General features: G+C 68.8%; 21 protein-coding genes. All 21 read left to right on the top strand.

Features of this window, described 5'->3' with window-relative positions; genetic code table 11:
• The first annotated feature begins 313 nt into the window (after positions 1-313).
• The 21 genes from flhD (at position 314) to AK36_RS12780 (ending at position 22,511) form a co-directional block, all read left to right on the top strand.
• A complete protein-coding gene (flhD, locus tag AK36_RS12885) occupies positions 314-634 on the top strand; it encodes a flagellar transcriptional regulator FlhD (RefSeq protein ID WP_034193026.1) in 321 nt (106 codons plus the stop codon).
• Between the two features lie 94 nt (positions 635-728).
• Entirely contained in the window at positions 729-1,283 is a 555-nt protein-coding gene (gene flhC, locus AK36_RS12880) for a flagellar transcriptional regulator FlhC (RefSeq protein ID WP_011882902.1), read from the top strand.
• A gap of 179 nt (positions 1,284-1,462) precedes the next feature.
• The gene (motA, locus tag AK36_RS12875) at positions 1,463-2,323 is read left to right on the top strand and encodes a flagellar motor stator protein MotA (protein WP_011882903.1); all 861 of its coding nucleotides are present in this window, start codon (positions 1,463-1,465) and stop codon (positions 2,321-2,323) included.
• 13 nt (positions 2,324-2,336) lie between these two features.
• Positions 2,337-3,353 (top strand): flagellar motor protein MotB, encoded by a 1,017-nt coding sequence (gene motB / locus AK36_RS12870; RefSeq protein ID WP_011882904.1) that lies wholly within the window; start codon positions 2,337-2,339, stop codon positions 3,351-3,353.
• Between the two features lie 23 nt (positions 3,354-3,376).
• Positions 3,377-3,754, top strand: coding sequence for a response regulator (locus AK36_RS12865; protein ID WP_011882905.1), 378 nt, complete (start codon positions 3,377-3,379; stop codon positions 3,752-3,754).
• Between the two features lie 33 nt (positions 3,755-3,787).
• The gene (gene cheA, locus AK36_RS12860) at positions 3,788-6,106 is read left to right on the top strand and encodes a chemotaxis protein CheA (RefSeq protein WP_045578610.1); all 2,319 of its coding nucleotides are present in this window, start codon (positions 3,788-3,790) and stop codon (positions 6,104-6,106) included.
• A gap of 48 nt (positions 6,107-6,154) precedes the next feature.
• The gene (cheW, locus tag AK36_RS12855; RefSeq protein ID WP_011882907.1) at positions 6,155-6,670 is read left to right on the top strand and encodes a chemotaxis protein CheW; all 516 of its coding nucleotides are present in this window, start codon (positions 6,155-6,157) and stop codon (positions 6,668-6,670) included.
• Between the two features lie 37 nt (positions 6,671-6,707).
• Positions 6,708-8,660, top strand: a complete 1,953-nt coding sequence (locus AK36_RS12850; RefSeq protein WP_045578609.1) for a methyl-accepting chemotaxis protein — start codon at positions 6,708-6,710, stop codon at positions 8,658-8,660.
• Positions 8,661-8,663: 3 nt separating this feature from the next.
• Positions 8,664-9,644, top strand: coding sequence for a CheR family methyltransferase (locus AK36_RS12845; protein ID WP_011882909.1), 981 nt, complete (start codon positions 8,664-8,666; stop codon positions 9,642-9,644).
• A complete protein-coding gene (gene cheD, locus AK36_RS12840; protein ID WP_011882910.1) occupies positions 9,644-10,384 on the top strand; it encodes a chemoreceptor glutamine deamidase CheD in 741 nt (246 codons plus the stop codon). The genes AK36_RS12845 and cheD overlap by 1 nt, the downstream gene beginning before the upstream one ends.
• A gap of 5 nt (positions 10,385-10,389) precedes the next feature.
• Positions 10,390-11,481, top strand: a complete 1,092-nt coding sequence (locus AK36_RS12835; protein ID WP_011882911.1) for a protein-glutamate methylesterase/protein-glutamine glutaminase — start codon at positions 10,390-10,392, stop codon at positions 11,479-11,481.
• 67 nt (positions 11,482-11,548) lie between these two features.
• Positions 11,549-11,944: a chemotaxis response regulator CheY gene (cheY, locus tag AK36_RS12830; protein ID WP_006754880.1), complete on the top strand. Its 396-nt coding sequence runs from the start codon at positions 11,549-11,551 to the stop codon at positions 11,942-11,944.
• Between the two features lies 1 nt (position 11,945).
• Positions 11,946-12,677, top strand: a complete 732-nt coding sequence (gene cheZ / locus AK36_RS12825) for a protein phosphatase CheZ (protein ID WP_011882912.1) — start codon at positions 11,946-11,948, stop codon at positions 12,675-12,677.
• Between the two features lie 292 nt (positions 12,678-12,969).
• Positions 12,970-13,476, top strand: coding sequence for a DUF2844 domain-containing protein (locus AK36_RS12820; RefSeq protein WP_011882913.1), 507 nt, complete (start codon positions 12,970-12,972; stop codon positions 13,474-13,476).
• A 16-nt stretch (positions 13,477-13,492) separates the two neighbouring features.
• Positions 13,493-14,755 carry a DUF3443 domain-containing protein gene (locus tag AK36_RS12815; RefSeq protein WP_045578608.1) on the top strand — a complete coding sequence of 421 codons (1,263 nt, stop codon included), beginning with the start codon at positions 13,493-13,495 and terminating at the stop codon, positions 14,753-14,755.
• A gap of 163 nt (positions 14,756-14,918) precedes the next feature.
• The gene (locus tag AK36_RS12810) at positions 14,919-15,416 is read left to right on the top strand and encodes a VOC family protein (RefSeq protein WP_011882915.1); all 498 of its coding nucleotides are present in this window, start codon (positions 14,919-14,921) and stop codon (positions 15,414-15,416) included.
• A 238-nt stretch (positions 15,417-15,654) separates the two neighbouring features.
• Positions 15,655-16,146 carry a DUF805 domain-containing protein gene (locus AK36_RS12805; protein WP_346268761.1) on the top strand — a complete coding sequence of 164 codons (492 nt, stop codon included), beginning with the start codon at positions 15,655-15,657 and terminating at the stop codon, positions 16,144-16,146.
• 468 nt (positions 16,147-16,614) lie between these two features.
• Complete coding sequence (gene flhB, locus AK36_RS12795) at positions 16,615-17,814, top strand: flagellar biosynthesis protein FlhB (RefSeq protein WP_011882917.1); 1,200 nt, start codon at positions 16,615-16,617, stop codon at positions 17,812-17,814.
• Positions 17,811-19,913, top strand: coding sequence for a flagellar biosynthesis protein FlhA (flhA, locus tag AK36_RS12790; protein ID WP_034192934.1), 2,103 nt, complete (start codon positions 17,811-17,813; stop codon positions 19,911-19,913). The genes flhB and flhA overlap by 4 nt, the downstream gene beginning before the upstream one ends.
• The gene (gene flhF, locus AK36_RS12785; protein ID WP_045578606.1) at positions 19,910-21,700 is read left to right on the top strand and encodes a flagellar biosynthesis GTPase FlhF; all 1,791 of its coding nucleotides are present in this window, start codon (positions 19,910-19,912) and stop codon (positions 21,698-21,700) included. The genes flhA and flhF overlap by 4 nt, the downstream gene beginning before the upstream one ends.
• Positions 21,693-22,511, top strand: coding sequence for a MinD/ParA family ATP-binding protein (locus AK36_RS12780; RefSeq protein WP_011882920.1), 819 nt, complete (start codon positions 21,693-21,695; stop codon positions 22,509-22,511). The genes flhF and AK36_RS12780 overlap by 8 nt, the downstream gene beginning before the upstream one ends.
• The last annotated feature ends 10 nt before the right edge of the window (positions 22,512-22,521 follow it).

The raw sequence follows: 22,521 nt of genomic DNA, 5'->3' as shown, positions 1-22,521 counted from the left end.
TTACCGATTGACTCACTCGCGCCCCGCCGTTCCAGCTTCCCCCGTCTACGCGCTCTGCAGCGCCTCTCCTCCGACAGATCCGGGTTTCACCCGTCCCCACCGGGCATTTTTTCTGTCGGAAAAATTCCTACACGGTTTACAGACAAATCCTGCACGGCATACGCCACTTCGCTGATACCGGCATAAAGGCCGTTTAGCCAGAATTCGCCCTGTAAGACTATAAACGTGCCGGCAGCTGCGCCAGTAGGCGCCTGATAGAGCAAACGTTTTCATAACACGAAAGGCCAAAGCAAAGTTTTCTAACGGGGGAATGATGAGCGCCACCAGCGAAATGCTCAGTGAGATCAAAGAGGTCAACCTGTCGTACCTCCTTCTCGCGCAGCGCCTGCTGCGGGAAGACAAAGCGATGGGCATGTTCCGCATGGGTGTTTCCGAGGAACTCGCCGATGTGCTCGCGAACCTCACGCTCGCGCAGACCGTGAAGCTCGCCGCATCGAACCAGATGCTGTGCCGCTTCCGCTTCGACGACCACGCGTTGCTGTCGTCGCTCGCCGACAAAGGCCGCAGCGACGTCGTCACGCACGCACATTCGGCCATCCTGATGGCCGGCCAGCCGGTCGAAAGCGTCCGCTGATCACCACCGCCTCCACGTTCGCCCCGGCGCGCCGCGCCGGCGGGCGGCGTATCGGCGACACATCCGAACAACGTCAAGCGTACGGTTATTGACCATGGCTAGCAAAAGCGTCGTGAACGAGGTGAAGGAAATCACCCTCGCGATCGAACTCATCGAACTGGGCGCCCGGCTGCAGCTGCTGGAGGCGGAGACGAGCCTGTCGCGCGATCGCCTGATCAAGCTGTACAAGGAACTGAAGGGCGTGTCGCCGCCGAAGGGGATGCTGCCGTTCTCGACCGACTGGTTCATGACGTGGCAGCCGAACATCCATTCGTCGCTGTTCTACAACATCTACCGGTTCATGCAGGACCACGGCCGTTGCGACCCGATCCAGTCGATCGTCAAGGCGTACCGGCTCTATCAGGAGCACGTCGATCTGTCGGGCGACGAGGCCGCGCTGAGCCTCACGCGCGCATGGACGCTGGTGCGCTTCTTCGATTCCGGGATGCTGCAGATGACGCCCTGCACGCGCTGCGGCGGCCACTTCGTCGCCCATGCGCATGATCCGCATCAAGGTTTCGTGTGCGGCCTGTGCCAACCGCCGTCGCGCGCGGGCAAGACCCGCAAGGCTGCCGCCGCGCGCGCCGAACTGGCCGCCGCGACGGCCTGAGCCGCGCCGGACGGCGCGCGGGCGAGCGTCCGGCAGCGGCTGCACCGCATGCGAACCGATTCCGGCCTGCTGGTAAACACCGCCGCAGCGCAGCGGAGGCGCCGCGAAAGTTTTCCTGCCGACTGCCGTAAACCTGATTAACGGCGGTCTCCCCGCCGGTCTTTCGTGAGGGACAGGCAGTGCTGATTATCGTGGGAACACTCGTGACGCTGTTGTCCGTCTTCGGCGGTTATGCGCTGGCAGGCGGGCATTTGGGCGCATTGGTCCAGCCGCTCGAGATCCTGATGATCGTCGGTGCGGGTGTCGGCGCGTTCATCCTCGGCAACGGCATCAAGACGATCAAGGCGACCCTGCGCGTGCTGCCGACGCTCTTCAAGGGCTCGAAGTACAACAAGGACGTCTACATGGAGCTGATGGGGCTCCTGTACGTGCTGCTCGCGAAAGCGCGCAAGGAAGGCACGCTGACGCTCGAAGCCGACATCGACGATCCGGAGAAGAGCCCGATCTTCACGCAGTACCCGAAGATCCTCGCCGATCACCACATCGTCGAATTCCTGACCGACTACCTGCGCCTGATGGTGGGCGGCAACATGAACGCGTTCGAGATCGAGAGCCTGATGGACGAGGAGATCGAGACGCACCACACCGAAGGTGAAGCCCCGGCGCACGCGCTGATGCGTGTCGGCGACGCGATGCCGGCATTCGGTATCGTCGCGGCCGTGATGGGCGTGGTGCACACGATGGCGTCGGCCGACAAGCCGCCCGCGGTGCTCGGCGCGATGATCGCGCAGGCGCTGGTCGGCACGTTCCTGGGCATCCTGCTGTCGTACGGGCTGATCGGGCCGCTGTCGAGCCTCGCGGAGCAGCGCGTGGCCGAGGCGACCAAGATGTTCCAGTGCATCAAGGTGACGATCCTCGCGAGCCTGAACGGCTACGCGCCCGCAATCGCGGTCGAATTCGGCCGCAAGGTGCTGTTCTCGACCGAGCGTCCGTCGTTCAACGAGCTCGAAGAGCACGTGCGCCGCGTGAAGGCGAAGTGACGCGGAGCGTTCGATGAGCAAGAGCAAGGATCGCGCAATCGTCGTGAAACGGGTGGCCCCGCAGAAGAAGGGCCACCACGGCGGCGCATGGAAGCTCGCATACGCGGACTTCATGACCGCGATGATGGCGTTCTTCCTGCTGATGTGGCTGCTGAGCTCGGCCACGCCGGTGCAGCTGAAGGGGATCGCCGAGTACTTCAACACGCCGCTGCAGGCCGCGCTGTTCGGCAGCGGCGACCGCAGCTCGCAGGACTCGAGCATCATCAACGGCGGCGGCCGCGACCTGTCGAGCGTCGACGCCGGCACGACGCGCCGCACCGACGGCTCGACGAGCCTCGCGGACCGCGTCGCGAAGAAGGGCGAAGACACCGCGCAGGCGCAGGCGCAAGGCGCGATCGAGCGGCGCGAGCAGGCGCGCCTGCACGACCTGCAGATCAAGCTGATGGCGGCGATCGAGGCGAACCCGACGCTGCGTCAGTTCCGCCAGCAGATCCGCATCGACTCGACGCTGATGGGCCTGCGCATCGAGATCGTCGATTCGCAGAAGCGGCCGATGTTCGCGATGTCGAGCAACAACGTCGAGCCGTACATGCGCGACATCCTGCGCGAGATCGGCAAGACGCTGAACGACGTGCCGAACCGGATCATCGTGCAGGGTCACACCGACGCGGTGCCGTATGCGGGCGGCGAAGGCGGCTACAGCAACTGGGAGCTGTCGGCCGATCGTGCGAACGCGTCGCGCCGCGAGCTGATCGCAGGCGGCATGGACGAGGCGAAGGTGCTGCGCGTGCTCGGCCTCGCCTCGACGCAGAACCTGAACAAGGCCGATCCGCTCGATCCGGAAAACCGCCGGATCAGCGTGATCGTGTTGAACCGAAAATCCGAAGAGGCGCTGATGCGCGACGACGCGACGACCACCACGCTGTCGGCCGATGCGGCCGGCTCGAAGCTGCTCGGGCAGCAGCTGGGCGCCGCCTCGGCCGCCCGGCCGGTGCTCGCGAGCGCCGTGGCCGTCGCGCCGAAACCCTGACGTTTCCAGCTTCCGAGACAGACATGATCCGAACCATTCTCGCCATCGACGACTCCGCGACCATGCGTGCGCTGCTGCAGGCGACGCTTGCGCAGGCCGGCTACGACGTGACGGTGGCGCCGGACGGCGAAGCCGGCTTCGACATGGCGGCCACGATGCCGTACGACCTGGTGCTGACCGACCAGAACATGCCGCGCAGGAGCGGGCTCGAGGTGATCTCCGCGCTGCGCAGGCTCAGCGCGTATACGGCCACGCCGATCCTCGTGCTGACGACCGAAGGCAGCGATGCCTTCAAGGACGCCGCACGCGACGCGGGCGCGACCGGCTGGATCGAAAAACCGATCGACCCGGCCGTGCTGATCGACTTGGTCGCGACGCTCTCCGAGCAGACGGCCTCCTGACATGAACGCGACGAATCCAACCGGTGACCGGGCATGACTCTCGACATCACGCAGTTCTACCAGACCTTTTTCGACGAAGCGGACGAGTTGCTCGCGCAGATGGAGCAGCTGCTGCTGAACCTCGACGTCGATTCACCCGACCCCGAGGATCTCGCGGCGATCTTCCGCGCCGCGCATTCGATCAAGGGCGGCGCGGCGACGTTCGGCTTTACCGCGCTGACGCAAACGACCCACATCCTCGAATCGCTGCTCGACCGCGCGCGCAACCATGAGCTGACGCTGACCAAGGAAATGGTCGACGCGTTCCTCGAGACCAAGGACGTGCTGTCCGACCAGCTCGCCGACTATCGTGCGAGCGCGGAGCCGGACGCGGCGGCCGCCGCGGAAATCTGCGCGAAGCTCGAACAGCTGAAGGCCGCGAGCGGCACGGCCGCGGCAGCACCGGCGCCCGCGCCGGCTGCGGCCGCCGCACCCGCGCCCGCTGCGCCGGCTGCGGCTGCGCCGGAGCCCGCCGCCGCCGGCGATAGCGCGCCGGACCACGTGATCGAACAGGCCGTCGCGGCCGCCCATCCGGCGGCAGGCGGGGCCGATGCCGGCGCCGAAGGCCCGCATCTGAAGATCACGCTGGTCGGCGTCGACGCGAAGGACCAGGCGCTCCTCACCGAGGAGCTGAGCAATCTCGGCCGGATCGCCGGCCGCGAGCAGTCGGGCGGCGACCTGACGCTGTGGCTCGAATCGGACGTGCCGTCCGACGACATCATCGCCGTGTGCTGCTTCGTGATCGACGAAAGCCAGATCCGCATCTCGCGCGGCACCGCGCCGGCCGCAGCGGCGGCGCCGGGCGCACCGGCAGCAGAGGCCGCAGAGGCCGCAGTGCCCGCACCGGCGCCGGCCGCCGCGCCGCCGGCTGCCGCCGAACCGGCCGCGGCCGCAGCCGCACCGGCCGCACGCGTCGAGGTGTTCGCGCCCGCAGCGCCCGCCGCACCGGCGGCGCCGGCCGCCGCGGCCGCGCCGCAGGCGCCGGCACAGCCGGTGGCCGCAGCCCAGCCGCAGCAAGCGCCGCACGCCGAACCGGCCAACGCGCATGCCGCCCACCATCACCACGACGACAAGCGTCCGCGCGGCGCGGCCGGCGCGGCAGGCGGCGCCGAAGGCAGCTCGATTCGCGTCGGCGTCGAGAAGGTCGACCAGCTGATCAACCTCGTCGGCGAACTCGTGATCACGCAGGCGATGCTCGCGGAAACCGCGACCGCCTTCGATCCCGCGCTGCACGACCGCCTGTTCAACGGGATGGCGCAGCTCGAGCGCAACGCGCGCGACCTGCAGGAAGCGGTGATGTCGATCCGGATGATGCCGATGGACTACGTGTTCAGCCGCTTCCCGCGGCTGGTGCGCGATCTCGCCGGCAAGCTCGGCAAGCAGGTCGAGCTCGTCACGTTCGGTCAGGCCACCGAGCTGGACAAGAGCCTGATCGAGCGCATCATCGACCCGCTCACGCACCTGGTGCGCAACAGCCTCGACCACGGCATCGAAACCGTCGACAAGCGCGTCGCGGCCGGCAAGGACGCAGTCGGCCAGCTCGTGCTGTCGGCCGCGCATCACGGCGGCAACATCGTGATCGAGGTGAGCGACGACGGCGCGGGCCTGAACCGCGAGCGGATCCTCGCGAAGGCCGCGAAGCAGGGCATGCAGATTTCCGAGAACGTCAGCGACGACGAAGTGTGGCAGCTGATCTTCGCGCCGGGCTTCTCGACCGCCGAGACGGTGACCGACGTGTCGGGCCGCGGCGTCGGGATGGACGTCGTGAAGCGCAACATCCAGTCGATGGGCGGCCACGTCGAGATTTCGTCGCAGGCCGGCCGCGGCACCACCACGCGGATCGTGCTGCCGCTCACGCTCGCGATCCTCGACGGGATGTCGGTGAAGGTGGGCAGCGAGATCTTCATCCTGCCGCTGAACTTCGTGATGGAGTCGCTGCAGCCGTCGATGGACGACATCTACACGGTCGGCAACGGCGAGCGCGTGGTGCGCGTGCGCGGCGAATACCTGCCGCTCGTCGCGCTGCACGAGGTGTTCTCGGTCGACGACGCGCGCACCGATCCGACCCAGGGCATCGTGACGATCATGGAAACCGAAGGGCGCCGCTTCGCGATGCTCATCGACGAGCTGGTCGGCCAGCAGCAGGTGGTCGTGAAGAACCTCGAGACCAATTACCGCAAGGTACACGGCATCTCGGCAGCGACGATCCTGGGCGACGGCAGCGTCGCACTGATCGTCGACGTCGCGGCGCTGAACCGCGAAACCCGTGCGACGCACGGCGCCCGGGTGGGCGCTGAACTCGCGATCTTCTAACTCTCGCCATTCAACCGATTGGGGGCACACGTGTCTGCTGAAGTCCAAATGATCAATCCGGCCGCGGCGAACGCGGTCGCAAGCCGCCGCGACGCCGAACAGGGCGATGCGACCGGGCAGGAATTCCTCGTCTTCACGCTCGGCGACGAGGAATACGGGATCGACATCCTGAAGGTGCAGGAAATCCGCGGTTACGACAGCGTCACGCGCATCGCCAACGCGCCGGACTTCATCAAGGGCGTGATCAATCTGCGCGGCATCATCGTGCCGATCGTCGACATGCGGATCAAGTTCCATCTGGGCCGCGTCGAGTACGACCATCAGACCGTCGTGATCATCCTCAACGTGTCGAACCGCGTGGTCGGGATGGTGGTCGACGGCGTGTCGGACGTGCTGACCCTGCAGACCGACCAGATCATGCCGGCGCCGGAATTCGGCGCGACGCTGACGACCGAGTACCTGACGGGCCTCGGCACGGTGGACGGCCGGATGCTGATCCTGATGGACATCGAGAAGCTGATGTCGAGCCGGGAAATGGCGCTGATCGAGATGCTCGGCGCATAAGCGCCACGCGCGCGCAGTAATTTCGGGAGATTCTGCAATGTTGCACAACTGGTCGATCCGCTCGACGCTGACGGCGGTCGGACTCATCCTCGTTTGCCTGGCCGCCGCGGTCGGCGGGCTCGGCCTCTACGCGCTCGATCGCGCGAGCAGCGCGCTCGACGAGATCGCGCACGCCGATCTGCCGGCAATTCATACGCTCGACGACACGTCGGCGCATCTGCTGCGCTCGCGCGTCGCGCTCGACCGCTTCCGCACGCTGACCGAAGGCGGCAACACGGCCGAGGCGGCGAAGGTGCTCGAACGCGCGCAGGAGCTGTACGCGAAGTCGAACCAGAACTGGCAGGCGTTCCAGGCGACGGCCAAGCTCGGCGTCGACCAGTCGCTGCTCGACGACCTCGGTGCGCGCTACACGGCCATCATCAAGGACGGCGTCGAGCCCGAATTCGCCGCGGCGCGTGCGGGCGACATGGCCGCGTACCACGCGATCGCCGACACCAAGATCAGCCCGATGTTCGTCGCGTTCGACCAGACCGCGTCCGCCGTGATCGCGGCGCTGCAAAAGCGCGCGGAAGACCGCCAGGCCGCGACGCAGTCGCGCATCTCGCTGATGATCGTCCTGATCTCCGCGGGCATCGCGATCGCGTTCGTCGTCGTGATCGCGATCCGCTTCATGCTGCGCGGGCTGATCGTGAAGCCGCTCGAGGACGCGATCGCGCACTTCGAGCGCATCGCCGGCGGCGACCTCACGCAGCCGGTGACCGTATTCAGCAACAACGAGATCGGCCGCCTGTTCGGCGGCATCAAGCGGATGCAGGACGCCGTGACGGGGATGGTGCAGGCCGTCCACCGCGGCACCGAGTCGATCGACGTCGGCGCGCGCGAGATCGCGACCGGCAACACCGACCTGTCGCAGCGCACCGAGCAGCAGGCCGCGTCGCTGCAGGAAACGGCGTCGAGCATGGAGCAGCTGACCGGCACCGTGCGCCAGAACGCGGAGAACGCGCGTCAGGCCAGCCAGCTCGCCGTGAACGCATCGGACATCGCGACGCAAGGCGGCGACGTGGTCGGCCAAGTGGTGTCGACGATGCAGGACATCGCGACGAGCTCGGGCAAGATCGTCGACATCATCGGCACGATCGAAGGCATCGCGTTCCAGACCAACATCCTCGCGCTGAACGCGGCGGTCGAAGCCGCACGCGCAGGCGAGCAGGGCCGCGGCTTCGCCGTGGTCGCGGGCGAAGTGCGCTCGCTGGCGCAGCGCAGCGCGAGCGCCGCGAAGGAAATCAAGCAGCTGATCGGCGATTCGGCCGAGAAGGTCGAAAGCGGGTCGGCGCTGGTCGCGCGCGCCGGCACGACGATGGACGAAATCGTGCAGGCCGTGCGCCGCGTGACCGACATCATGGGCGAGATCAGCGCCGCGTCGGAGGAGCAGTCGACCGGCATCGAGCAGGTCAACCGCGCGGTCGGCCAGATGGATTCGGTCACGCAGCAGAACGCGGCGCTGGTCGAGCAGGCGGCGGCCGCTGCTGCGTCGCTCGAAGAGCAGACGCGCCAGATGAAGGCGATCGTCGCCGAATGGCGCGTCGCGGGCGGCATCGCGCTCGCGCCGGCGCGCAGCGTCGCACGGGCGACCGCGCCGACGCCAACGCCGGCTGCCGCGTCGTCGGAAAGCCGTCACGACGCCGCACCGAGCGCATCGTCTGCATCGCCGGCGCCGCAAGCAGCCGCGCAGCCGGCCGCACGGCGCGCCGCAGCGGCATCGGCTGCATCGGCATCGAGCCACGAACCGAAGCGCGCGGCCGATGCCGGCGCACGTCCGTCCAAGGAAGCGCCGGCTGCCGGCGGCTACGGCCCGCGTCTCGCGAAGACGCCCGCCGCGCCGGCTGCGAAGACCGCCGAGAAACCCGCACTGGTGCGCCCCGCGCTGCACGGCGAGAAGCCGGCGCTGGCCGCGGCCGGTACGTCCGATGACGACTGGGAGACCTTCTAAGCCATGCTGTCCGCGCGCGCACCGTTTCGATCCGATGCACCGGAAGCCTCGCCCCGAGCGGGCGAGCCGGGGCGCGACTTCGCATTCACCGGCGCGGATTTCGCGCGCATACGCGAGCTGATCCATCAACGCGCCGGGATCTCGCTGTCCGAGCACAAGCGCGACATGGCGTACAGCCGGCTCGCACGCCGGCTGCGCGCACGCGGCCTCGACACGTTCCGCGAATACCTCGACCTGCTCGAGCGGGAAGACGATCCGCTCGAGTGGGAGGCGTTCACCAACGCGCTGACCACCAACCTCACCGCGTTCTTTCGCGAGGCGCACCACTTCCCGATCCTGGCCGAGTTCGTGAAAGGGCGGCCGGCGCCGGTGTCGGTGTGGTGCTCGGCCGCGTCGACCGGCGAGGAGCCGTATTCGATCGCGATCACGCTGGTCGAGGCGCTCGGCGAATCGGCCGCGCGCAGCGCGTCGATTCTCGCGACCGACCTCGACACGCAGGTGCTCGCGAAGGCCGAGGCCGGCATCTATACGTACGACCAGGTCAAGCACCTGAGCCCGGAGCGGCTCAAGCGCTTCTTCCTGAAGGGCACGGGCGCGCAGGCCGGCCGCGTGAAGGTGCGCCCGGAGTTGCGCGCGATGATCCGCTTCGAGCAGCTGAACCTGACCGATGCCGACTACGGGATCGCGAAGCCGTTCGACGCGATCTTCTGCCGCAACGTGATGATCTATTTCGACAAGCCGACGCAAGGGCAGGTGCTGTCGCGCTTCGAGCCGCTCGTGAAGCCGGGCGGGCTGCTGTTCGCCGGGCATTCGGAGAATTTCACGTACGTGACGCAGGCGTTCCGGCTGCGCGGGCAGACGGTGTACGAGCTCACGCGCGACGCCGTGCAGAGCGCGCGCGCGCGCGGCGCGGCGGGTTCCGCGGCAGCGCCGTCGGGCGCGCAACGCGCCGCGGGCGCGACGCCCGCTTACGGAGAACGCTGATGAGCGCTCTCCCGATCGCGACCAACCACTACTTCGACACCCACTTCGACCGCCCCGGCGTGAAGCTGCTGCCGAACGAGTTCTACACGACGTCCGAAGACATCGTGCTGATGACCGTGCTCGGCTCGTGCGTCGCTGCCTGCCTGCACGACCCGGTCTCCGGCATCGGCGGAATGAATCACTTCATGCTGCCCGACGACGGCGCCGATGCCGGCGCGGCCGCGTCGGAGTCGATGCGCTACGGCGCCTACGCGATGGAAGTGCTGATCAACGAACTGATCAAGGCCGGCGGGCGCCGCGAGCGCTTCGAGGCGAAGGTGTTCGGCGGCGCCGCGGTGCTGGCCGGCATGACGACGATCAACATCGGCGACCGCAACGCCGATTTCGTGCGCCGCTATCTCGCGCTCGAACGCATTCGCATCACCGCGGAAGATTTGCAGGGCGTGCATCCGCGCAAGGTCGCGTTCATGCCGCGCACCGGCCGCGCGATGGTGAAGAAGCTGCGGCTGCAGGTGCCGGGCGTGGCCGAGCGCGAAGCCGCGCTCGCACGCGAGGCCGTCCGCGCCAGCGCGGCGCGCGCGCGTGCGAAAGTGGAACTGTTCGCCGCGCCGCGGCCGAGTGCGCCGCCGCCGGCGCGGCCGCGCATCGAACTGTTCGGCGCCCGCAGCGGCGGCGCGGGCGTGCAGCCGGCGGTTCAAAAGGCCGCCAGCCCGTACGCGGCCAACCTTTCGAGAAAGTAGGAGGCATGACCGCAGTGCAGAAGATCAAAGTGTTGTGCGTCGACGACTCGGCGCTGATCCGCAGTCTGATGACCGAGATCATCAACAGCCAGCCCGACATGATGGTGTGCGCGACCGCGCCCGATCCGCTCGTCGCGCGCGAGCTCATCAAGCAGCACAACCCCGACGTGTTGACGCTCGACGTCGAAATGCCGCGCATGGACGGGCTCGACTTCCTCGAGAAGCTGATGCGCCTGCGGCCGATGCCGGTCGTGATGGTGTCGTCGCTGACCGAGCGCGGCTCCGAAATCACGCTGCGCGCGCTCGAACTCGGCGCGGTGGATTTCGTCACGAAGCCGCGCGTCGGGATTCGCGACGGCATGCTCGACTACGCGGAGAAGCTCGCGGACAAGATCCGCGCGGCCGCGCGCGCGCGCGTGCGCCAGACGCCGCAGCCGCACGCCGCCGCACGCGCGGCGAACGGCCAGCCGGCCGCGCCGATGTTCAACAACCCGCTCGTCAGTACCGAGAAGCTGATCATCATCGGCGCGTCGACGGGCGGCACCGAGGCGATCCGCGAGGTGCTGACGCCGCTGCCGCCCGATGCGCCGGCCGTGCTGATCGCGCAGCACATGCCGCCGGGCTTCACGAAGTCGTTCGCGCAGCGGCTGAACGGCCTGTGCCGGATCGCGGTGAAGGAAGCCGAGCACGGCGAGCGCGTGCTGCCCGGCCATGCGTACATCGCGCCCGGCCACGCGCACTTGCTGCTCGCGCGCAGCGGCGCGAACTACATCGCGCAGCTGTCCGACGATCCGCCGGTGAACCGCCATCGGCCGTCGGTCGACGTGCTGTTCCGCTCGGCGGCGCAGCACGCGGGCAAGAACGCGATCGGCGTGATCCTGACCGGCATGGGCCGCGACGGCGCGGCCGGGCTGCTGGACATGAAGCGCGCGGGCGCCCACACGTTCGCGCAGGACGAGGCGAGCTGCATCGTGTTCGGCATGCCGCGCGAGGCGATCGCGCTCGGCGGCGCGGACGAAGTCGCGCCGCTCGCCGAAATGAGCCGGCGCGTGATGGCGCGACTCGCTACGATGGGCGATCGCGTGCAGCGCGTCTGAACGAAATGTCTCCGGGCATGTACGATGCTGCATGCCCTGACGGTAACGAATCTGCAAAGGAACGACGATGGACAAGAGCATGAAAATCCTGGTGGTGGACGATTTCCCGACGATGCGCCGGATCGTCCGCAACCTGCTCAAGGAGCTCGGCTACACGAACGTCGACGAAGCCGAAGACGGCGCGGCCGGCCTCGCGCGGCTGCGCGGCGGCGGCTTCGACTTCGTGATCTCGGACTGGAACATGCCGAACCTCGACGGCCTCGCGATGCTGAAGGAAATCCGCGCGGACGCGACGCTCACGCACCTGCCGGTGCTGATGGTCACGGCCGAGTCGAAGAAGGAGAACATCATCGCGGCGGCGCAGGCCGGCGCGAGCGGTTACGTCGTGAAGCCGTTCACAGCCGCGACGCTCGACGAGAAGCTGAACAAGATCATCGACAAGATGGCCAAGGCCGGGAGCTGACGTGAACGAGCCGATCCATGCGGCGCTCGCCGGCGCGGCGATCAACGCCGACGGCCATGCCGAAGGCGCCGATTTCGCGAGCGACAGGATCCTCGCGCGCATCGGCCAGGTCACGCGCGCCTTGCGCGATTCGATGCGTGAGCTCGGGCTCGACAAGCACGTCGAGCGCGCGGCGGAAGCCGTGCCCGACGCCCGCGACCGGCTGCGCTACGTCGCGACGATGACCGAGCAGGCGGCCGAGCGCGTGCTGAACGCGATCGAGATCGCGAAGCCGGTGCAGGAGCGCATCCAGAACGAAGCCGAGGCACTCGACGCGCGCTGGGCGCAGTGGTACGCGGCGCCGATCGAACACGCGGAAGTGCGCGAGCTGATGGACGACACGCGCACGTTCCTGCACACGCTGCCCGAGGCCGCCTCGGCGACGAGCGCGCAATTGCTCGAGATCATGCTCGCGCAGGACTTCCAGGATCTGACCGGGCAGGTGATCAAGAAGATCATGGACATGGTCTATCTGATCGAGCAGCAACTGCTGACCGTGCTCGTCGAGAACATCGCCCCGGAGCGGCGCGAGCAGTTCGCGGCCACCGCCGCCGCGCTCGCCGCCGAGCAGGTCAGCTCGACCGGCAGCCCCGCGTCGTTGCTGAACGGCCCGCAGATCGCGCCGGAAGGCAAGTCCGACGTCGTGCAGGATCAGGCGCAGGTCGACGATCTGCTCGCCAGCCTCGGTTTCTGACCGGGCACACCCATCGCGCCCGCGGCCCCTCCGTTGCATGGAGCGGCCCGGTGCGGCGCGCATGCGCGGTATTCACATCGCCCGGATCGCCGCGCGGCATCGCTTCGCCTTGCCCTGCCTCGCGCGACATGCTGCGACGCATCATGCGGCACCCATTTGACATTCCGACATACTCCGCAGGCATACTACGCGTCAGCAGCAATGAAGCGTCATTGTGAAGACTCCAATTCGTGGCCGGCGGTGCCGGACGGTTCGGTATCGCGGCGACGAAGCCAGTCCCTTGGGGGGGAATGTGAAACTGAAACGCTTGGGCTGGGCCGTCGCGCATGCGGCGGCTGCAACGGGTGTGCTGTGGTCGATCCACGCACATGCCGAACTGGGCGGCGCACCGATGTCGCCGCCGGCGGACGATCATGCCGCCACCGTGCGCGCGCTGCAGCGCGCGATGCGCTCCGCCGACGGCGTCGTGCAGCCGAGCGCGGCCGCATACACCGTGCGCGAGATCACGCTCGGGTCGGGCACCGTCATCCACGAATACACCAGCGCGGCCGGCAGCGTGTTCGGGCTCGCATGGCGCGGGCCGAGCATGCCGGACCTCGAATCGCTGCTCGGCAGCTATTTCCCGCAGTACACGGCGGGCGTGCAGGCGGCGCACGCGGCGCACGGCTGGCGCGCGCCCGTGTCGGTCGCGACCAGCGGCCTCGTGATCCGCACCGGCGGCCACATGGGCTCGTTCGCGGGCCAGGCATGGCTGCCCGCGGCATTGCCGGCCGGGCTGACCGGCAACGACATCCAGTGACGGCGGGAGAGCGACCTTGAACATTTCTCGTACCTTCAAGCGCTGGCTCGGCGTGCTGGGCCTGGCCGCCGCGACGGCGATGCTCGTCACCGCATGCGGCGGCGGCGGCGACAGTGGCGGCAGCACCAGCGGCGGCGGTAGCGGCGGCAGCAGTGGCGGCGGCTCCAACGTGTCCGACGGCAATACCGCGAACACGGCCGTGATCACGGTCGGCCCGGGCGCCGCGCGGGTGATCAACATCCCGACGGTCAATGTGAAGATCTGCGTGCCCGGCACGTCGACCTGCCAGGTGGTCAACAACGTGCTCGTCGACACCGCGTCGTACGGGCTGCGACTCGTCAGCAGCGCGCTGACGTCGGGCGTGTTGAACGGCCTGCCGCAGATCACCAGCGGCGGCGCGCCGGTGGCCGAGTGCGGCAAGTTCGTGTCGAGCTACACGTGGGGCTCGCTGCGCACCGTCGATCTGTCGATCGGCACCGAGCAGGCGCCTGCGCTGCCGGTGCAGATCATCGGCGACCTCGGCACGGCCAACGTGCCGGCCTCGTGCTCGAACAACGGCGCGCGGACCTCGGCGAACACGACCGGCGATCTCGGCGCGAACGGCATCCTCGGCATCGGGCCGGCACCGCTCGACTGCACGAGCTGCGCGACGTCGACGACCTACAGCAACTACTACGCGTGCCCGAACGGCAACGCGAGCTGCACGGTCGCGCTCGTGCCGACGTCGCAACAGGTCGCGAACCCGGTCCATCACTTCGCGACCGACAACAACGGCGTGATCGTGCAGATGCCGACCGTGTCGAACAGCGGGCAGGGCAGCGCGACGGGCCTGCTGACGTTCGGGATCGGCACGCAGAGCAACAACGCGCTCGGCGCATCGACGCAGCTGACGTCGACGAGCGCCGGCGACGTCGATGCGACCTTCCTCGGCAGCAGCGTGACCGCGTTCTTCGATACCGGCTCGAACGCGTACTTCTTCAACGATGCGGCGCAGACGACGTGCTCGACCAACACGCAGTTCTACTGCCCGTCGTCGACGGTCACCTATTCGGCGACGCTGACCGGCAAGAACGGCGCGAGCGGTGGCGTGTCGATGCCGGTGGGGAATGCGGATGCGCTGTTCGCGGCGCCGTCGACGTTCGTCTACAACGACATCGCCGGCCCGTTCGGTCCGAGCGGCTGGCTCGACCTCGGCATGCCGCACTTCTACGGCAAGACCATCTACTTCGGGATGGACAAGACGGCCAGCGGCGGCGCGCAGCCTTACGTCGCGTTCTGAACGCGCGCGGCTGGCGATGACCGGAAAGGGGGCGAGCGATCGCCCCCTTTCTCATTGCGCGGGCACCGGGCGTGCTACGGAGCGCGGCGCCGCGCCACCGCCGCGCAGCGCCTACGATATAAGACCGGCGCCGATGCCGGGACGACATCGAGGAGGCACTGCCATGACTCAGCGTATCCAGCGCATCACGCCGTTCCTGTGGTTCGACCGCGACGCCGAGGCGGCCGCCCGCTTTTACGTGTCGGTGTTCGACAACGCGCGCATCGTCGACGTCGCGCGCTACGGCAAAGCGGGTGCGCAGGCGGCCGGGCAGGCCGAGGGCGCGGTGATGACCGTCTCGTTCGAGCTGGACGGCCAGGCGTTCCTCGCGCTGAACGGCGGCCCCGCCTTTCCGCTGACGCCGGCCGTGTCGTTCGTCGTCAACTGCCGCGACCAGCGCGAGATCGACCGCTACTGGGCCGCGCTCGCCGAGGGCGGCGACGAGCGCGCGCAGCAGTGCGGCTGGCTGCGCGACCGCTTCGGCGTGTCGTGGCAGGTGGTGCCCGTGCAGATGCCCGAGCTGATGGCCGGCGACCCGGCGCGCGCCGAGCGCGTGATGGCGCAGGTGCTGCGGATGAAGAAGCTCGATCTGAGCGTGCTGGAGCAGGCGGCGGCCGGTTAGCGGCGGCACGGCGATTTGCTGCGCCGTTTCAGGCCCGTGCGCGATGCTGGTGGCATGCCTGTTGCGAATGGGCGGTAAATCCGTCGCGGCATCGGCGAGCCGATTATCGGCTGTGCAGCGTTTCATGCTGCCGTAATCGAATTGTGGATTAACTTTCGGTTATTCGTCGCGCGGCGCGGCGATTATAAGCGCGGCGGGGCGTGCGGCTGGCGGTTCTCCCGGAGCGCCGGCGCGGCAAGTGCGGCAAGCACTGAGCGATGCGCGAAAAGAGATGCAATGCGCGGAACTTGATATTTATAATGCCTTCGTTGTTTCCGGGGTCGACGATATAAAACGAGAGGGCAATAAAATGAATTTCGGTGAAGCCGTGCGTTCCGCACTCAATCAATACGCAAAATTCGACGGCCGTGCGCGCCGCGCGGAATACTGGTATTTCGCGTTGCTCACGGGCATCGTGTCGATCGTCTGTCAGGTGGTCGCCGCGGCCGCCGAGGACCCGAGCGCGATCGCGATGCTGCTGATGGTCGTCGTCGCGCTCGCGTCGCTTGCGCTGGTATTGCCCAGCCTCGCGGTCACCGTGCGCCGCCTGCACGATACGGACCGCTCCGGCTGGTTTGTGCTGATCACGCTCATCCCGCTCGTCGGCGCGATCGTGCTGCTCGTGTGGATGTGCGCGCGCGGCACCGAGGGCCCGAACCGCTACGGTCCGGATCCGATCCCGGCTGTCTGAGCGGGGCCGGGGGCGGCCTGGCGGCCGGTTCCGGGCGGGTTGGGCTCCGGCTCGCGCCGGGGCCAACACGCAGACCAACGCTGGGGCGGTGATTCGGTCGCTGGCTCAGGCTTAAATACTCCGGTCCGCCCGCCGTCCGCTCCCACCGCCCACCGCCGCCTCAGCCGCCTCAGCCGCCTCAGCCGCCTTAGCCGCCTTAGCCGCCTTAGCCGGCCCGCCAACCCTCGGCTCCCTCCATCCCCACCGCATTTCCCCCGCATCGCCCACCCGCGAACGCGTGTCCCGCCGCCGCAGCATCCCCCCATCCATCGCCGAACCCCCGCCGCCCACCGCCTGCCGCACGCCCTCACCCGATTCCCCGAAATACCCCCCTTTCACGGCTTTGCTCGACCGATCGGCGTTTGACGCGCGCATGAATAATCGGTGTCACTGGAAAACGGCATTTCGCCGTACCCGACTGGAGGCCCCGTGGCAGACGAGAGCGATCTCGACAGAACCGAAGCCGCCACTCCGAGACGCCGCGAGAAGGCGCGCGAGGAGGGGCAGGTCGCGCGTTCGCGCGAGCTGGCTTCGTTCGCGCTGCTCGCGGCCGGGTTCTACGGCACGTGGCTCGTGTCGGGGCCGTCGGGCGCCCATCTGCAGACGATGCTGCGCAGTGCGTTCACCTTCGACCGCGCGACCGCGTTCGACACGCACCGGATGCTGTCGGCCGCCGGCACGGCGAGCGCCGAAGGCCTCGCCGCGGTGCTGCCGATCCTCGCCCTCACGGGCCTCGCCGCCCTGCTCGCGCCGATGGCGCTCGGCGGCTGGCTGATCTCGCAGAAGACGTTCGAGCTGAAGTTCGACCGCCTCGACCCGATCGCGGGCCTCGGCCGCATGTTCTCGATCCAGGGGCCGATCCAGCTGGCGATGTCGGTGGCCAAGACGATGGTCGTCGGCGGCATCGGCGGAGTCGCGATCTGGCGCAGCAAGGACGAGCTGCTCGGCCTCGCGACCCAGCCGCTCGGCGCGGCGCTCGCCGATGCGCTGCATCTGGTCGCCGTGTGCTGCGGCACGACGGTCGCCGGGATGCTGGTGCTGGCCGGTCTCGACGTGCCTTACCAACTCTGGCAGTACAACAAGAAGTTGCGCATGACGAAGGAAGAAGTGAAGCGCGAGCATCGCGAGAACGAAGGCGATCCGCACGTGAAGGGCCGCATCCGCCAGCAGCAGCGCGCGATCGCGCGGCGCCGGATGATGGCCGCCGTGCCGAAGGCCGACGTGGTCGTCACCAACCCGACGCACTTCGCGGTCGCGCTGCAATACACCGACGGCGAGATGCGTGCGCCGAAGGTCGTCGCGAAGGGCGTGAACCTCGTCGCCGCGCGCATCCGCGAGCTCGCGGCCGAGCACAACGTGCCGCTGCTCGAGGCGCCGCCGCTCGCGCGTGCGCTGTATCACAACGTCGAACTCGAACGCGAGATTCCCGGCTCGCTCTACTCGGCCGTCGCCGAGGTGCTCGCGTGGGTCTATCAGCTGAAGCGCTTCCGCTCGGAAGGCGGCGCGTTCCCCGCCGCGCCCGTCGACATCGACGTGCCGGCCGAGCTGGACAAGGGCGCGTCGGTATCGGCCGACGACGCGCGTGAAGAAGCCGAGGACGCGCTCGGCAAGCAAGGAAACGCGGCATGAGCACTCCGACCACCGGCCTGTTCGCGAAGCGCCCGAACCCGTTCGCCGGCGCGAACCTGCGCGGCCTCGCGGGCCCGGTCCTCATCTGCATGATTTTGGGGATGATGATCCTGCCGCTGCCGCCGCTGCTGCTGGATCTGCTGTTCACCTTCAACATCGCGCTGTCGGTGATGGTGCTGCTCGTCAGCATGTACACGATGAAGCCGCTCGACTTCGCCGCGTTCCCGAGCGTGCTGCTGTTCTCGACGCTGCTGCGCCTGTCGCTGAACGTCGCATCCACCCGCGTCGTGCTGCTCGAAGGCCACACCGGCCCCGACGCGGCCGGCCAGGTGATCGAGGCGTTCGGGCACTTCCTGGTCGGCGGCAACTTCGCGGTCGGCATCGTCGTGTTCGTGATTCTGATGATCATCAACTTCATGGTGATCACGAAGGGCGCGGGGCGGATCGCCGAAGTGTCCGCGCGCTTCACGCTCGACGCGATGCCCGGCAAGCAGATGGCGATCGACGCCGACCTCAACGCGGGCCTCATCAACGAAGAGCAGGCGCGCAAGCGCCGCCAGGCCGTCGCGCAGGAAGCCGAGTTCTACGGGTCGATGGACGGCGCGTCGAAGTTCGTGCGCGGCGACGCGATCGCCGGCCTGATCATCATGGCGATCAACGTGATCGGCGGGCTGATCGTCGGGATGGTCCAGCACGACATGAGCTTCGCGGCGGCCGGCACCAACTACACGCTGCTGACGATCGGCGACGGCCTCGTCGCGCAGATCCCGTCGCTCGTGATTTCGACGGCGGCCGGCGTGATCGTGTCGCGCGTCGCGACCGACGAGGACATCGGCACGCAGATCACCGGCCAGCTGTTCACCAACCCGCGCGTGCTGACCATCACCGGCGCGATCATCGTGCTGATGGGCCTGATCCCCGGCATGCCGCACTTCGCGTTCCTCGCCCTCGGCGGCGGCGCGATCTGGCTGGCGCGCACGCAGGTGCGCCGCGCGGCGGCCCGCAAGGCGGCCGGCGACGTGACCGAGATCGCGCCGCCCGCCGCGCTGCCGAGCGACAGCCACGAGGCGACCTGGGACGACGTGCAGCTGATCGACCCGCTCGGCCTCGAAGTCGGCTACCGGCTGATTCCGCTGGTCGACAAGAACAGCGACGGCGAGCTGCTCAAGCGCATCAAGAGCATCCGCAAGAAGTTCGCGCAGGAGATCGGCTTCCTGCCGCCGGTGATCCACATTCGCGACAACCTCGAGCTGCGGCCGAACGCATACCGGATCGCGCTGAAGGGCGTCGAGATCGGCGCGGGCGAAGTGTTCCCGGGCCAGTGGCTCGCGATCAACCCCGGCCAGGTGACGGCCGCGCTGCCCGGCGCGGTGACGCAGGACCCGGCGTTCGGGCTGCCGGCCGTGTGGATCGACGTCGCGATGCGCGAACAGGCGCAGGTGTACGGCTACACCGTGGTCGACGCGAGCACGGTGGTCGCGACGCACCTGAACCATCTGGTGGTGCAGCACGCGGCCGAGCTGCTCGGCCGTCAGGAAGTGCAGTCGCTCGTCGAGCGCACCGGCAAGGACGCGCCGTCGCTCGTCGAGGACCTGATCCCGAAGACGATCTCGCTCACCACGCTGCAGAAAGTGCTGCAGAACCTGCTCGAGGAAGGCGTGCCGATCCGCGACATGCGCACGATCCTCGAGTCCGTGTCCGAGCACGCGGGCCGCGGCGACGCGTACGAGATCACCGCCGCGGTGCGCCTGTCGCTCGGCCGTGCGATCACGCAGCAGTGGTATCCGGGCGCGGGCGAGATGCAGGTGATGGGCCTCGACTCGAATCTCGAGCGCGTGCTGTCGCAGGCGCTCGCGACCGGCGCGAACCCGGGCCTCGAGCCCGGCCTCGCGCACAACCTTCTGACCGGCACGCAACAGGCGATGCTGCGTCAACAGAATCTCGGGCTGCCGCCGGTGCTGCTGGTGCAGCACGCGCTGCGCGCGATGCTCGCGCGCTTCCTGCGCCGCAGCCTGCCGCAACTGAAAGTGCTGTCGTACGCCGAAGTGCCGGACACACGCACGATCAAAGTCGTTAACGTCATCGGGGGTTCCGCTTGAACATTCGCAAATTCACCGGCGCGACGAGCCGCGACGCGCTGCGTCTCGTGCGCGAGGCACTCGGCGCCGATGCCGTCGTGCTGTCGAACCGCACGCTCGATGACGGCAGCGTCGAAATCGTCGCACTCGCCGACTCGGATCTCGCCGCGGTCGCGCCGCAGGCCGCCGCACGCGTGCGCGCCGCCGTGCCGCGCATGCCGGAATCGGTGCCGGCCGCCGCCGTGCCGGGCATCGTGACGCGCCCCGGCGCGACGTTCCCGCGCCCGGTCGTCAATCCGGCCGTCAATCCCTACGCAGCCGGCGACGGCGGGCTGCCCGACGTGTTCTCGTCGGTGTTCGGCGCGAGCGCCGACACGATCCAGACGTCCGAAGCGGCCGCCTTCGATGCCGCCCACCACGCCGAGGCGCAGTCGAGCGCCGCGGCAGCGTCGTCGGCCGAGCCGGCGTCGGCGCCGGCCGCCGGCGCGCCCGCCGCAGCGCCGGCCGAACCGGCCGCATGGCTCGTCGAGCATGCGAAGCGCCTCACGCAGCAGCGCGAAGCGCTCAACGCCCGCCTGCAGGGCGCGCCGGCCGCGCCCGCCGCGCCCACGCGTGCACGCCACGACGCGGCACCCGCGGCGCCGGCCGGCTGGGCGCGCGACATCGTGCGCGATGCCGAGCGCCGGATGGCGCCGCCTGCGCGTGCGAACGACGCCCGCGCCGAGAAGCCGGCCGAGCGCACGCGCCTGCCCGCCGATGCGGCCGCCGCGGTGGCCGATGCGGTGAAGGTGCGGATCGAAAGCATCGTCAACGACACGGTGATGAACGAGCTCGGCGCGATGCGCGGGATGATGGAGGAGCAGTTCGACAGCCTGATGTGGCATGACCGCCAGCGCCGCAGCCCGGTGCACGGCGCGCTGACCAAGCATCTGTTCTCGGCCGGCTTTTCCGCGCAGCTGGTGCGGATGCTGGTCGACAACCTGCCGTCCGGCGACGGCGCGCGGAGCTTCGAACAGGCGGCCGAATGGGCGCAATCGGTACTCGCCGCCAACCTGCCGGTGCTCGAAAGCGAAGACGCGCTGATGGAGCGCGGCGGCGTGTTCGCGCTGATGGGGCCGACGGGCGTCGGCAAGACCACCACCACCGCGAAGCTCGCCGCGCGCTGCGTGATGCGCTTCGGCGCGAGCAAGGTCGCGCTGCTGACCACCGACAGCTACCGGATCGGCGGCCACGAGCAATTGCGCATCTTCGGCAAGATCCTCGGCGTGCCGGTGCATGCGGTGAAGGACGCGGGCGACCTCGCGCTCGCGCTGTCCGAGCTGCGCAACAAGCACATCGTGCTGATCGACACGATCGGCATGAGCCAGCGCGATCGCGCGCTGTCCGACCAGATCGCGATGCTGCACGGCGCGAACGCACCGGTGCAGCGCCTGTTGCTGCTGAACGCGACGAGCCACGGCGACACGCTCAACGAAGTCGTTCAGGCCTACCGCAGCGCGGGCGAGCATCCGCACGGGCCGACGCCCGATCTGGCCGGCTGCATCCTGACCAAGCTCGACGAGGCGACCCATCTCGGCGGCGTGCTCGACACGGTGATCCGCTACAAGCTGCCGGTCCACTACGTGTCGACCGGCCAGAAGGTGCCGGAAAACCTGTACGTCGCGTCGACCCGGTTCCTGCTGAAGAGCGCGTTCTGCGTGCCGCGCGACGGCTCGCCGTTCGTGCCGCAGGACGAGGACATGCCGACGCTGCTGTCCGCGCTGACCGCGCGGTCCACCGCCGAACTGCACGAGGTGCGATTTGGATAAACGGATCATCGACCAGGCCGAAGGACTCCGGCGCTTGCTGGCCGGGCGGGCGTCGCGCATCGTCGCGGTGACGGGCGGCCCGCTGGGCGTCGGCTGCACGGCGGCCGTCGTGAATCTGGCAGCGGCGCTGAGCGCGCTGGGCAAGGACGTGCTCGTCGTCGACGAGCGCACCGACGTGCATTCGGCCACGGCGACGCTCGCGGGCGCATGGCTGCGCGACGGCGACCGCACGCGTACGCCGGCCGGCTTCGCGCTGTGCGCGGCCGCGGGCTTCGCACGCGACGGCTACAGCGACGAGCAGCTGAGCGACTTCGTCGACGGCCAGGCCGACATCGTGCTGGTCGATGCGCAGCTCGGCGCGGACGGCGCGTTCTCCGCGCTCGCGCGCGAGGCGCACGACGTGCTGATCGTCACGCGCGTGGCCGCGCAGGCGATCACCGAGGCATACGCGTGCATGAAGCGCCTGCATTTCGCGCACGCGGTCGCGCAGTTCCGCGTGCTGACCAATCACGTCGGCAGCCACGCGGACGCGAAGACCGCCTTCGACAACCTCGCGGGCGTCGCGAGCCGCTACCTGACGGTGTCGATCGCCGATGCCGGCTGCGTGAGCGCCGATCCGCTCGTCGAGCACGCGCGCGAGCTGATGCATACCGCGGTCGACGCGTTCCCGTCGTCGGTCGCCGCGCGCGACTACCGGCAGATCGCCGGCGACCTGCTGTACTGGCCGATGCGCCCGCGCCCCGGCTCCGGCCGCGCCGTGCACGGGGGCGGCAAGCCGTCTTACGAGGCCGGTGCGGCGCACGCCGCGTGAGCGCCACCGC

This window comes from Burkholderia vietnamiensis LMG 10929, assembly GCF_000959445.1.
Taxonomy (GTDB): Bacteria; Pseudomonadota; Gammaproteobacteria; order Burkholderiales; family Burkholderiaceae; genus Burkholderia; species Burkholderia vietnamiensis.
This window is presented reverse-complemented; position numbering and strand designations above follow the sequence as displayed.